A 13,206-nucleotide genomic window follows, 5' to 3' on the forward strand; every position below is an offset into this window, starting at 1 on the left:
CTACCCGATGGCCGATCAGCCGTCGGCCCAGTGGCCGGCCGGATCGGGCGTGGAGTACCTCTACGCGGCGGGAATCTGGGTGGGGGCCGAGCTCTACGGCGTCCCGGCCGTCTCGACGGGGTACCCGGAGACGGAATTCTATCCATCGTCCGATCCAGACGTGAAGATGTACGAACTCGCGGAGGGGCTTCCCGGAACGCGACGCCTGCCGCAGGACCCGGACGACGACGGCGACGGCCTGGTCGACGAGGACTGGCCCAACGGCATCGACGACGACGGCGACGGACGGATCGACGAGGACTACTACGCGATCGGCAACCAGATGTTCTCCTGCTGGTACACCGACGACTCGCCGCTGGCGCGCGAGGTCTGGTCGGAACACACGCCGATGAAGATCATGGTGCGGCAGGAGAGCTTCCAGTGGGGAGACGAGTACCTCAACGATTTCGTCTGCGTGCGGTACTACGTGACCAACACCGGCGCCAACTACCTCGGCGACCTGCATGTCGGCGTCTATGCCGACTTCGACGCCGGGCCGAGGAACTCGGGCAGCTACCACATGGACGATCTCGTCGACTATTACGAGGGCGACTGGTGCGGTCTCACCGGGGAATGGGAGTGGCCGGTCAAGCTCCACATCCCCTACGTCTACGACGCCAACGGCGACGACGGACGCACTCCCGGATACTTCGGGCTGTTGCTCCTCGGCTACACGATGAGCTCGTTCGATTCGGACTACCAGGGGTTCGACCGCTACAACTACAAGGCGATCAGGTACTTCCGCGGGCTGCAGCCATACGAGAACGGTGGCGAGCCCACGAACGACTACGAGCGCTTCGAGGTGCTCTCGACGTCGTTCCGGCCGATGGGCAACGCGGGGCCGAACGATTACAAGGTGGTGGCCTCGGTCGGATCCTTCGGGTACCTGCCGCCCTTCGAGACGGTGTACGTCGACGTCGCCTTCGTCGCGGGCGGCAGCCGCGACGAGATGCTCGACAACGCCGCGAAGGCGATGATCATCTATCTCGGGGGGATGTACGATGTCGACGGGGACGCGAGCACCGGCGTCGACGGATACGAGAGCCGCGTGCTCGGGCCCGCCCAGGACGTTCCCATCAACATGTGCGCCTGGCCGGATTGCCTCGTCGACGTCGACGAGGGAGACACGCTGTGGGTGAACGCCGACTGCCGCGAGGAGATATGGCTCTGGCAGTACACGGGATGCTACATGTTCGCCGGCGGTCAGGATTATTACCGGATCGGGCGCCGGGGAAAGGAGTCGCGGGTCCATTACGTGACCGGCTCCGCGCCGCCGCCTCCCCATATGCGCATCGTTCCCGGCGACGGCAGGGTGTCGATATACTGGGACGATTTCAGCGAACGCGTGCCCGATCCCGTCACCGGCCTCCTGGATTTCGAGGGGTACGAGATCTACCGCGCCGACGGCTGGACCCGTCCCCTCGGCACGACCGAGACGAGCGGCCCCTCGATCGACCTCTGGCGGCTCTACGAGATCCGCGATCTCGTCAACGGCCTCCCGCCGGACGCCGATTTCGGGAGCCTCATCGAGTACGGCGGCTGGCGCTACACGCCGCTCGAGCGGCTCCCCGACCGGAACGCCTACCTGCGCGCCTTCGAGGAATCCCTCTGGCGGGATCCCCTGGGGCACCCTCCCTGTCCGCCGGGGATGACGACCGACGAGTGCGACACGCTCGAGACGATGGCGCGGCAGAACCTCGGCTTCGAGGGCGGGAAGGTCTATTACCGCGTCGACGACGAGACGCCGAAGAACGGCATGCACTATTTCTATTCCGTCATCGCGTACGATCACGAGACGGACGGGGGCGTTCCGGTGCGTGTCGGGCGCAAGTCGTCTCCGAACGCGAACTTCTGCTACACGATGCCCGTCTCGATGGCGCTGGGCAGCGAGGAATACGACGAGGAGGGGGTCTACGTCGTGCCGAATCCGGCGACGGCGGAGCGAATGGCGCCCTGGCGGCTCGATCCGAACAACAGCGACCCGACCGGGGTCAAGGTCGAGTTCAGGAACCTGCCGGCGTGCCGGACCGTCATCCGCATCTACACGATAGCGGGCGATCTCGTGCAGGTGCTCCACCACGATGCGGTCGCCACGAGCGGCACCTGCCCGTGGAACCTCGTCTCCCGCAACGGGCAGGACGTGACGAGCGGCGTCTATCTCTACAGCGTGGAGCCCGCGGACGGGCGGTTCGAGCGGGCGACGGGGAAATTCGTCGTCATCAGGTGAGAGGGAGCGTGCGACGATGAACGGATTCCGCACTGGAGACGGGAAGGCAGGGCGCGGGCGTCGCCTGTCTCTCGCCTTGTGTGCGCCGGCGCTCCTCTCCATCTGCATGATCTCATGCGACGAGGGGGTCTTCGTCGACGGGGGGAGCGGGAACATGCCGCCGGAGGTCTGGCTGACCGCGGCGCCTCCCGAGGGCGACATGACCGATTACATCGTCGACTTCGCCTGGTTCTCGGACGACCCGGACGGCACCGTCGAGTACTACGAGTATGTCGCCGCGGCCGGGGACCCGATCGGGTTCGATCCCGCCGACACGACGGGCCCGGACGCGTGGACGCGGACGACGGCGTCGGAACTCCAGCTCCGCGTGAGGGCCGACGCGCTCGATACGACGATCCTGATCAACGAATATCCGTACGGCCGATGCGAGAAAACGCATACCTTCTTCCTCCGCGCCGTCGACGACCGGGGAGCTGTCTCGGAGACGGTATACCGGTCGTTCACCGCCTTCACGCTGGCGCCGAGCGTGACCATCACGGAGCCGGTGAACACGAATCCGGCGAGCGGCGCGCAGAACCTGCCGCCGGTGGTCAAGTTCGGCTGGGTGGGAAAGGATCCGATCGACAGTCCGTGGAACTACCAGGACGTCGACTCCGTCCGCTACATGTATCATCTCTTCTATCTGAACATCCTGCGCGACCTGAACGAGACGCCGGAACGGTTCGAGCACCGGTGGACGCCCTGGATCGCCCGGCATGCGCCTGAGGACTCGGGAGTCACGACCTTCATCGGCGACGACGAGGACGTGCAGATGAACAAGACCTACGTCTTCGCCGTCCAGGCGAAGGATGACGCCGGCGCCGTCACGTCGGTCTTCAGCGACCGGAACAACGTGCGCGTCTTCATGACCCGGATACCGACCGGGCCAGTTCTGACCCTGTCGGTCGCCTATTTCGGATCGTGGACGAAGGTCGGCACGAACAACCGGACGCTCTCGGTCACCGTGCCGCCGGGCTTTCCGATCGAGGTCTCCTGGGAAGGCGACGCGACCGAATACGGCGGCGTGGTCAAGGGATACCGCTACGGCTGGGACGTGGAGGATCTCGAGGACCCGGACCAGTGGGCCTGTTCCGTGAATCCCTACACCACGTGCCTTCCGAGCCTCGAATTCCACACGGGCGTGCACAATCTGTTCGTCGAGGCCGTCGACAATCTCGACTGCAAGACCATCGTCCAGCTCGACATCACCCTCCTCCAGATGGTGATGGACCGGCCCCTGCTGTGGGTCGACGATTTCATGCTCAACGAACAGTTCACCTACTACGCCCTGCCCGTGGAGTCGCGGCATGACGCCTTCTGGACGGGGATCTGCGGCATGGCCAAGGGATTCGATCCGGACCGGGACGTCTACGACACGGAGGATTACGGATACGTGGCGCCGGATATCGAGCTGCTGTGGCGGTACAGGAACATCATCTGGACATACGGTGGCGCCCGGGACGAGTTCAACGCATGGATGAAGCTCGTGAGGATTCCCGTCGGCGTCGCGATCCAGACGAACGAGAAGTACGCCTACAACATCCTCCATTACTACGTCGCGAGAGGCGGCCATCTCTGGTCGAACGGCAAGGGCGACCACCACGGGGCGCTGGCCGCATCGTTGCCGTGGTTCGACATCGTCATGCCGAAGCACCTGCCTCCCGCGTACGTGAACCTGTCCGCATACCACGACTACTGCGTGTCGGTCCTCGACAAGGTCATCTCGGTCAACCAGTTCGCCGTGCCGGTCGGACGGGTGCGGAACGAGGATCTGGACGCGATGGATCACATGGTCAGGGCGAGCGATTCGTACACGAAGGCGCATCCCGATCTGCCGCGGCGGATCGATCTCTGGGACGAGGCGATCCAGCCGGGCAGCTTCTTCGATCCCGACGAACGGGGATTCACGTACGTGGAACTCTACGACACGAAATACATCATGGATTATTTTGGCGCGATCTCCCAGCCATGCTTCCGCCCGATGTACCTCCACGTGGCCATCGACGGCCTGTCGCTCGTCAATTTCCAGACATGCGCATTCTGGGCAACGAAGTACGATTACGTGATCGCGGACGCGGACGGGGCCATTCCGGCGCCCTCCGTGCATTTCGGCGTGCCGCTGTGGTACTTCGATCGCGCGGCCGTCACCGAGGTCGCGAGGGATATCTTCAGGACCTGGGGCATCAGCGCTGAATAGCGGATCGCCGGACGGTTTCCGGCGATGTCCCCTGCACGGGGAGGAAGGCAATGCGCGAACGAAAAGACAAGTATCGCAGAGCGGTCGCCGCGGCCGCGATCCTGCTCGCGGGAAGCGTCATTCTCGTTTCGTCGTGTTCGGAGGATGTGTACGTCGGGGATGGGTCGGAGAACCAGAAGCCGAACATCTGGCTCTCCAGCGGCCCGCCCGAAGGGGAGATCACCGATTACGTCATCCGTTTCGACTGGTTCGCGTACGACCGGGACGGCGCGATCGAGTACTACGAGTACGCCTGCCTCTCCGGCGATCCCATCGGTTTCGACCCGGCGGACACCGCGCTCGCCGAAACCTGGACGCGAACGACCGATTCCCGCGTCGATATCCGCGTGAGCGCCGATTCCCTCGGCGGCACCGTCTATTTCAACACCTACCCGTACGACCGCTACGTGCACGATCACACCTTCTTCGTGCGCGCGATCGACGACCGGGGGGCGCGCTCGGATCCCGCCGTCCGGTCCTTCACGGCATTCACGCTCGCGCCGAGCGTGACCATCACCGATCCGGTCTTTCCCAATCCCGACCGGGGCGCGCAGATGCTGCCGCCGACGATCCGTTTCCACTGGCAAGGCAAGGATCCGATCGACAGCCCGTGGAACTACCAGGACATCGATTCGGTGCGGTACATGACGACTCTTTTCTACCAGGGGATCGTCGACGACCTCAACGGGAAGCCCGAGAAGTTCGAGGAGAAGTGGACGCCCTGGATCTGGCGCCATGCCCCGGAGGACTCGGGCGCCTCCACGGTCATCGGGGACGACGAGATCATCACCTTCGGCAAGACGTACATCTTCGCGCTCCAGGCGAAGGACGAGGCGGGGGCCATTTCCTCGATCTACAGCATCCGCAGCAACGTCCGCGTCTTCATGTGCAGGATGCCGACGGGGCCGATCCTCCAGGTCGACGTCCCCGGGCTCGGCTCGAAGTCATTCATCGGCACGCGCACGAAACCGCTCCAGATCATGATTCCCTCGGGGTTCCCCCTGACGGTGAGCTGGCTGGGGGACGCCTCCGATTACGGCGGCCTGGTTTCGGGCTACCGGTACGGCTGGGATATCGAGGACTACGCCGACCCGTCGGAGTGGTCCGTGGGATTCAACCTCAACAACCGTTCGATCCCGCCGGTCCGCTTCTACAGCGGGGCGCACACGTTGAGCGTGGAATCGATCGACAACCTGGGCATCTCGACGATCGCGATCATCGAGTTCACCGTCGTTCCGAGCGTCATGGACCGGAACCTGCTCTTCGTCGACGATTTCGAGCTGCCGGAGAATTTCATGTACTACGCCCTCCCGACCGAGGAGGAACATACCGTCTTCTGGATGTCGATCTGCGACCGCGCGAAGGGGTTCGTCGCCTCGCGCGACGTGTACGTCACCGCCGAGCATGCGTATTTCCCTCCCGATCTCGACTACCTGTGGCGGTACAAGAACGTCCTCTGGCTCGACGGCGGGGCGAGACGGGAGTTCTGCACGTGGAAACGGCTCTATGCTCCGCGCAGCGCCGACGACGATCGCGCGGGGTACACCGACAAGTATTCCTTCAACGTCCTCGATTACTATCTCAGGCTCGGGGGACACGTCTGGGTCGTGCTGCGCGGGGACGGACGCGGCCAGCTCGCCGGGAGCGTCGGCCATTTCCCCATCGAGTTCCCCGACTACCGGGGCTCGAAGGACCATTTCTGCGTCCAGATCCTCGACCAGGCGTCGGGGCCCTTCTACCCGTACCCGAACCTGCCGTACCGGGACGTGTCGATCGACGCCCTCTCGTACATGCGGCGGGCGAACAACGTCGTCACCGGACGCTACAAGAGTTTTCCCGCCCGCGTCGATCTCAGGCCCGAGGTCGTGCAGTCAGGGAGCTATTTCGATCCCACGGTGCGCGGATTCACCTACGTCGAGATGTACGACCCGCCCTACTGGATGCGTAATTCGGGACTGACCAGCTCGTTGAACTTCAACCCGATCTACCTGAACATGACGGTGAGTTCGCGTTCCGCCGTCCGGCATGCTCCCGTCGCCTTCTTCTCCACGGCCTTCGAGTCGGTCGTCGGCGAGGCCCCCGGGTGCGTCGGGGCGCCGAACGTGGTCTTCGGGCTTCCCCTCTGGTTCTTCAGGGAGGAGCAGGTCGATTCGATCGCCGACGCGGTCTTCTCCGCGTGGCAGATCAGGCAGGACGACGAGGTGATGCCCGATTAGCGCCGGCGGGCGCGGGAGCGGTTCCAATCCGGCGCAGTAGAGGATCGACGGCTATGAAAACGGCCGGGCCCCTCGGGGGCCCGGCCGTTCGCGATCGCAGCGCCGCGCTGCTCAGTCGGCGCTCTTCTTCGTGGCCGTGCGGATGAGGATGCCGCAGAGGACGGCGAAGACGGCGATGCTGAACCAGCTCGAGTCGGCGAGGCCGCCGAGCAGCCGTGGACCGACGCCGAGCACGCGGTCGAGCTCGAAGCCGGTGAGGATGGCGAAGAGAAGTCCTCCGAGGGCTCCCCCCGCGATCAGGCCGCTGCTGAAGAGCATCCCCGGCCCCGATTCCTCCTGGGCGGACGTTCCGCGGCGCGAGAACCTGTCGATCGCCCACTTGATCGCCCCGCCGGCGAAGATCGGCATCGTCGTCGACAGCGGCAGGTAGACGCCGACGGCGAAGGCGAGCGCGCGCACGCCGCAGAGCTCCACGCCGATCGTCAGGCAGATCCCCATCAGGATGAGCACCCACGGCAACCGGCGGTTGAGGACACCGTCGATCACCGTCGCCATCAGGCGCGCCTGGGGCGCGGGGAGCCTGGAGGAGCCGATTCCCGCCTCCTGGCGGATGACGTCGGAGGGGTCGCCCCGGTTGATGAGGTACTTCTCCCCTGACCCGGGGATGCCGAAGACGTCGTACGAAACGCCTTCCCGTTCGACGACCGTCTCCTTGGCCGCCTCGTCTGGAAGGCGGAAGGAGGGGTTGGTGATCTGCTGCTCGGTCGTGAAGGCGTTGTTGAGTATCACCACGGTGAATCCGACGAGGAAGATCGAGGTGAATGCGCCGATGATGTATCCGTATTCCTGCTTCTTCGGCGTGCAGCCGAGCAGGTAGCCGGTTTTCAGGGCCTGGGCGACGTTCCCCGCGTTCGAGGCGCAGATGCAGACGACCGCCCCGACCATCAGCGCGACCGCCGTGTAGACGCCTCCCGACCAGCCGACGCCGAGAAAGATGAGCGACGTCGCCATGAGCGTCGCGATCGTCATCCCGGAGGTCGGGTTCGACGAGACGCCGATCTCGCCGACGAGCCGCGAGGAGACCGTGGCGAAGAAGAACCCGAAGACGATGATGAGGAGCGATGCGACGAGATTGCCGAACCAGTGCCCCGGGTGGATGAAGAAGTTGAGGAGGAGAAAGATCAAAACGAAGGCGATCGAGATGCCGACGGCGACGAAGGAGATCGGCAGATCGAGCGAGATGCGGCTCCGCTCCGACGTCTCGCCCCCCGTGCCGCGCATCTCGGCGATCGAATCGCGGAAGGAATGGACGATCGTCGGCATCGCGCGCACGAGGTTGATGATCCCGCCGGCGACGACGGCCCCCGCGCCGATGTAGCGAACGAACCGGCTCCAGAGGATCGAGTAGTTCGCCACCTCGCCGACGGTCGTCTCGACGATCGCCCCGCCCTCCTGGACGGAGATCGGCATGTCGGCGCCGAAGAACCTGATCAGGGGGATCAAAAGCATCCAGGAGATGAATCCGCCGGCGACCATGATGCTCGCCGTCCGCGGGCCGATGATGTACCCGACGCCGAGCAGCTCGGGGGAGACCTCGCCGATCAGCGTCGAGCCGGCGTAGAAACGGGGGCGCCAGAGGGGCGCCTCGCGCCAGAACCTGCCGACGCTCATCAGTATCTTGTAGAGGAAGCCGATTCCCGCGCCCCAGAAGACAGCGCTCGCGTGCGAGCCGCTCTGCTCGCCGCTCTTGATCACCTCGGCGCAGGCGATCCCTTCCGGGTACGGCAGGACGCCGTGCTCGCGCTCTATGAGATAGCGCCGGAGGGGAATGAGAAAACAGACGCCCAGCGAACCGCCGGCGAGCGCGACGACGAAGGCCTTGGTCACGTCGAGGGAGAACCCGAGGAATATCAGCGCCGGCAGGGTGAAGATGATTCCCGCCGCGATCGATTCGCCGGCGGCGCCGGTCGTCTGGACGGTGCTGATCTCGAGGACGGTCGCCGGCTTTCCGAGTTTCGCCTTGGCGGCCGCGGCGAAGAAGGCCATCGCGATGATCGAGATGGGGATGTTGACCGCCACCGTGAGTCCCGCCTTGAGGCCGAGATAGACGGTCACGGCGCTGAAGATGAGGCCGAGCACCGCCCCGAGGATGACCGCCCGCCACGTGAGTTCGGGGAGGTGCTGGTTTGCCGGGACGTAGGGCTTGAACTCCCGCGCAGCGTCGTTCATGTGATTCCTTTCCGGGCCCGGACGCCCTCTGCCGTGACGATGATCGCCGATCGGCCCCGGCCGGAACGCCGGGGCGCCGCGGCCGGGGCGCCGCGGGCGACCACCACTGTACGGGCTCGAACGGGGGCGTTGCAAGGGAAAAGCCGGGCACAGAAACGTTGACAGACGGCCCCGAACGGATGCAGTGTGTAACCTGGCCGCGCGGGGAGAACGCATGTCGATCGGGGAGAATTATCGCAGTGTCCTGGAGCGGGTGGCGGAGGCCGCCTCCCGCGCGGGGCGCGATCCGTCCGGGATCACCGTCGTCGGCGTCACGAAGACGCACCCGGCCGCGACCGTGCGCGAGGCGATCGAAGCGGGGATCGTCGACGTCGGCGAGAATCGGGTGCAGGAATTCCTGGCCAAGGCGCCCGCCGTCGATCTTCCCTGCCGCTGGCATCTCGTCGGTCACCTCCAGACGAACAAGGTCGCGAAGGCGATCGGGCGCTTCCACCTCGTGCACTCGGTCGATTCGTTGCGCCTCGCAGAGAAGCTGGGCCGTGCGGGAATGGAGCGCGGGCTCGCGACCGACGTCCTTCTCGAGGTGAACACGAGCGGGGAGGCGGCGAAGTACGGGTTCGATCCCGACGAGACGGTCGATTGCTGCGGGGCCGTGGCAGCCATCGACGGCCTCCGGTTGCGCGGACTGATGACGGTCGGTCCCTGGGTCGACGACGTCGGCGTCGTCGCCGGGGCATTCCAACTCCTGCGCCGCCTGCGGAACGAGGCCGACGCGGCGCTCGGCGGTGGCGTGCTCGGGCACCTCTCCATGGGGATGACGGACGATTTCGAGATCGCGATCGCCGAGGGATCGACGATCGTCCGCCTCGGCCGCATCCTCTTCGGGGCGCGCGGCGCGTAGGGGCGGCGGCCGGGAACGCGTCGCGGACGGCGGGCGCGCGTCCGCCGGCGCAAACGAACGGGCTGTCAGGAAATCGGCCAGCCGGCCCGCCAGCGGCCGGTCGGCGGGGGGGTCGCGATGCCCCCCGCGCGCCGCGTGGCATGTAATATATTGTCATAAAAGGGAGATATGGGATATTTTGTCGCGGACCCCGTTGGCCTGGGAATTGCAGTATGCAACGTATCGACGTTCGTGTTGCTGGTATATCTCTTCCTGGGATATGTCGCTCCCGGACGGAGCAGGGTGCACGGGGCGCTCGACCGGGTGCTCGGGCCGGCGCTCAAGCCCCTCAGACGGGTTGCGACGATCAGGGGATTCGACGCGGCGCCGCTCCTGCTCGCCACGATCCTGCAATGTGTCGCCTTCGTGCTGGGAAGACGGCTTCCATGACGGGGGCGAGAAACGATGGAAACGACACGGTGAAACCCGCCAGCGGGGGAAACGGGTCCTGACGGTGCGCCGTCCGGTCCGCAGCGAGGAGGCAGAGCGATGAGGATCACACCCCTCGACATCAGGAAACAGGAATTCCGGAAGACCATGCGCGGACTCGACGGCGACGAGGTGTACGCCTTCCTGACGACGGTCGCGGACGAGTACGAGGCGGTGCTGTCCGACAACAAGCGTATCCGCGAGCGCATCGTGGAGCTCGAGGAACGTCTCCAGGAGTACCGGGGGATCGAGAAGAACCTGCGGAACACCCTGTTGACCGCGGAGCGGGTGACCTCCGAGGCCAAGGAGAACGCGCACCGGGAGGCCGGGTTGATCGTCCGGGAGGCGGAGATGGAAGCCGAGCAGGCGGCCGCCTCGATCCGGGCGCACACGCAGCAGCTCCGCGGCGAGGTCCTCGAGCTGAAAAAGCAGAAAGACAACTATCTCACCCGCATGAAGACCCTTATCGAAAGCCACCGCAAGGTCCTCGACGGGTTCGAGGAGGATTTCGCGCACGCCGACGAGGAGATCGAGCGGATCGGCGAGCGGGTCGTCGAGGATGCCGAGCGGGCGGTCACGCCGCCGCGCATGAGTCGCGAGAAGATCACCGAGCCCTTCGGGCGCGAGACGACCGACAAGGTGACGTGGGGCGACGAGCGCAAGCGCGAGGAGGAGTCCCGACCGGTCGTTCCCCCGCCGGGATGGGATGGCTCGTCGTCCGACCGGAAAGAGACCGGTGCCGGAGAGACGATGAGCGCGCCGGCGCCCGGAACGCCGGCGGCCCCGGCGATAAAGCGCGCCGAGGCGTCCGGGCGTCCCCCGGCCCCGGCGATGGATCGGGGCCCGGCGCCGAACGGCCATGAGACGACCGCCGACGTGACGGTCGAGGAGACGCTCGGCGGTGTCGTCGAGAACGAGGCCCGCCGCATCGTGCAGCACAGTCTCGAGGAGAAGCTCTACCCCGGCCTGGACGCCGCGGACGGGCGCTCAATGCAGCCGGCGCCGCGGAGCGACGTTCCCGGGTACGCGCCGCTCGCCGGCGTGCCCGGCGGAGAGAAGCAGCCGCGGGCGCAGGAGGCGGCGTGGCCCGGCGCGGCGGAGGCGCCCGGCGCGCCCCTGGCGAACACCGGCGGGCCCGCCCCGGCGGAGAACGCGACGGCCGTGGAGACGCAGGCTCCTTTGCAGGCTTCCGACGACTGGAAGCAGTACGAGGTGCGGGATGCCCGCCCCGACTGGAAGGATTACGAGATTCCCGTCGCCGGGAACGCATCCCCATCCACGGCGAACGACCGTGACAACGAGGTCGAGGAGGCGCTGAGCACGCTGACCGAAGCGGCCGGCGCGGCGACCGAGATGGCCGACCGGACCGCCCCGGAGGCGCCCGCGCCCCCGGCCGCGGCGGCCCCCTCCCCCGGGACCGGCCGGCCCGGGGAAAACGAGCCGAAGGAAGATGCCGAATCCACCTGGTCGATGGAGGAGCTGCGCAGGAACCTGTCGACCTTCGGGCGCGACGACTGACGGTTCCGCCGGACGGCATGAAGGATATCAGAAGACGAACTGACGGGAGGGTCGGGTTCCGCGTGCGGATCCGGCCCTCCGCGCCGAAAGACGAGCTCCTCGGCTGGAACGACGCCGGGGAGCTTCGCGTACGCGTCCGCGCGCGTCCCGTGGAGGGCGCGGCGAACGACCGGCTCGTCGCGTTCCTCGCGGAACTCCTCGGCGTCGGGCGCCGCGAGATCGTCATAGAATCGGGTCTCCAGTCCCGCGTGAAGACCGTCTCGGCGCCTCCCGGCGCCGAGACGGCGCTCGCCGGATTCCCCGACGCGTGAGTTCCCGCTCATTTCGCCCTTGTTTGCGGCCGACCCTCCGTGTATAAACGGTTCGTGCCGGCGCGTGCCGGCCGGAACGGAAGGGGATCGTCGTGTCGGACCTCCATGCCCGGATCAGGGAAAGCGTTCGATTCATCAGGAAACAAGGCGGCGAAAAGCCCTCCTTCGGCATCGTCCTCGGCAGCGGCCTCGGCGGCCTGGCGAAGAAGATCAGGGCGGGGGTCAAGATCCCCTACGGCGAGATCCCCCATTTCCCCGTCTCGACGGTCGGGGGGCTCCACGCCGGCAACCTGGTTCTCGGCGAGCTGGCCGGCAGGCGCGTCGTCGTCATGGAGGGGCGCGTCCACTACTACGAGGGCTACACGATGCGGGAGGTCGTCTATCCGGTCCGCGTCATGCGGGCTCTCGGCGCCCGCTCGCTCATTCTCACATCGGCGGTCGGCTCGATGAATCCCCACTTTTCCCGGGGGGACGTCGTCGCGATCACCGACCACATCAACCTCATGGGAGACAATCCCCTGATCGGCCCGAACGACGAACGGATCGGGCCGCGGTTTCCCGACATGAGCGAACCATACGACCGGGCGTACATCGATCTCTTCGAGAAGGTCGCTCTCGACCGCCGCATTCCCGTCAGGCGGGGCGTGCTCGCCGCGATGGCCGGCCCGAGTCTCGAGACCGCCGCCGAATACCGGTTCCTCCGCCGGATCGGCGCCGATGTCGTCGGGATGTCGATGGTTCCCGAGAACCTCGCGGCGGTCCACGGCGGCATGCGGGTGCTCGGCATCTCCATCGTCACCGATACGGCCCTGCCGGACTGCCTCGAGCCGGTCGATATCGCCGAGATCGTGCGTACGGCGAAGCGGGGCGGAACGAAGCTCGGGACGCTCGTAACAGAGTTCCTCGGAAGGGTCTGAGCGTATCCGGCCTTCCGCGGGAGATGGCCGCCCGCGGGCGGTCCGTCCGCCTCCCCGCGGCGCCGCGAGGCGCGGAAGGGCCGGGCGGAAGGGCTTGACAGCCCC

Annotated in this window: 9 protein-coding genes; 8 read left to right on the top strand and 1 reads right to left on the bottom strand. The window is 66.4% G+C overall.

Annotation, left to right across the window (positions count from 1 at the left end; genetic code table 11):
* The 3 genes from JW876_05755 to JW876_05765 form a co-directional block, all read left to right on the top strand.
* A partial coding sequence (locus JW876_05755; protein MBN1885009.1) for a hypothetical protein occupies positions 1–2,266 on the top strand: 2,266 nt, incomplete at its 5' end.
* Positions 2,267–2,282: 16 nt separating this feature from the next.
* Positions 2,283–4,502 (top strand): hypothetical protein, encoded by a 2,220-nt coding sequence (locus JW876_05760; GenBank protein ID MBN1885010.1) that lies wholly within the window; start codon positions 2,283–2,285, stop codon positions 4,500–4,502.
* Between the two features lie 50 nt (positions 4,503–4,552).
* Complete coding sequence (locus JW876_05765) at positions 4,553–6,757, top strand: hypothetical protein (protein ID MBN1885011.1); 2,205 nt, start codon at positions 4,553–4,555, stop codon at positions 6,755–6,757.
* 111 nt (positions 6,758–6,868) lie between these two features.
* Here JW876_05765 and JW876_05770 read toward each other — a convergent pair whose 3' ends face one another.
* Positions 6,869–8,986 carry an oligopeptide transporter, OPT family gene (locus JW876_05770; GenBank protein ID MBN1885012.1) on the bottom strand — a complete coding sequence of 706 codons (2,118 nt, stop codon included), beginning with the start codon at positions 8,984–8,986 and terminating at the stop codon, positions 6,869–6,871.
* Positions 8,987–9,200: 214 nt separating this feature from the next.
* Here JW876_05770 and JW876_05775 point away from each other — a divergent pair, with 214 nt between their 5' ends.
* The 5 genes from JW876_05775 to JW876_05795 all read left to right on the top strand — a co-directional run bounded on the left by JW876_05775 (position 9,201) and on the right by JW876_05795 (position 13,101).
* Positions 9,201–9,887 carry a YggS family pyridoxal phosphate-dependent enzyme gene (locus JW876_05775; protein ID MBN1885013.1) on the top strand — a complete coding sequence of 229 codons (687 nt, stop codon included), beginning with the start codon at positions 9,201–9,203 and terminating at the stop codon, positions 9,885–9,887.
* Positions 9,888–10,118: 231 nt separating this feature from the next.
* Positions 10,119–10,316, top strand: coding sequence for a YggT family protein (locus tag JW876_05780; GenBank protein MBN1885014.1), 198 nt, complete (start codon positions 10,119–10,121; stop codon positions 10,314–10,316).
* Positions 10,317–10,415: 99 nt separating this feature from the next.
* Positions 10,416–11,873 (top strand): DivIVA domain-containing protein, encoded by a 1,458-nt coding sequence (locus tag JW876_05785; protein MBN1885015.1) that lies wholly within the window; start codon positions 10,416–10,418, stop codon positions 11,871–11,873.
* Positions 11,874–11,890: 17 nt separating this feature from the next.
* On the top strand, positions 11,891–12,184 hold the full coding sequence (locus JW876_05790) for a DUF167 domain-containing protein (GenBank protein ID MBN1885016.1): 294 nt from the start codon (positions 11,891–11,893) through the stop codon (positions 12,182–12,184).
* A 92-nt stretch (positions 12,185–12,276) separates the two neighbouring features.
* The gene (locus JW876_05795; protein MBN1885017.1) at positions 12,277–13,101 is read left to right on the top strand and encodes a purine-nucleoside phosphorylase; all 825 of its coding nucleotides are present in this window, start codon (positions 12,277–12,279) and stop codon (positions 13,099–13,101) included.
* Positions 13,102–13,206 lie beyond the last annotated feature (105 nt).

The organism is Candidatus Krumholzibacteriota bacterium (assembly GCA_016931295.1).
In the GTDB taxonomy this organism is placed as follows: domain Bacteria; phylum Krumholzibacteriota; class Krumholzibacteriia; order Krumholzibacteriales; family Krumholzibacteriaceae; genus JAFGEZ01.

Coding starts and splice junctions, on each gene's coding strand:
- JW876_05760 (MBN1885010.1), top strand. CDS start 2,283: ATGAACGGATTCCGCACTGGAGACGGGAAGGCAGGGCGCGGGCGTCGC.
- JW876_05765 (MBN1885011.1), top strand. CDS start 4,553: ATGCGCGAACGAAAAGACAAGTATCGCAGAGCGGTCGCCGCGGCCGCG.
- JW876_05770 (MBN1885012.1), bottom strand. CDS start 8,986: ATGAACGACGCTGCGCGGGAGTTCAAGCCCTACGTCCCGGCAAACCAG.
- JW876_05775 (MBN1885013.1), top strand. CDS start 9,201: ATGTCGATCGGGGAGAATTATCGCAGTGTCCTGGAGCGGGTGGCGGAG.
- JW876_05785 (MBN1885015.1), top strand. CDS start 10,416: ATGAGGATCACACCCCTCGACATCAGGAAACAGGAATTCCGGAAGACC.
- JW876_05790 (MBN1885016.1), top strand. CDS start 11,891: ATGAAGGATATCAGAAGACGAACTGACGGGAGGGTCGGGTTCCGCGTG.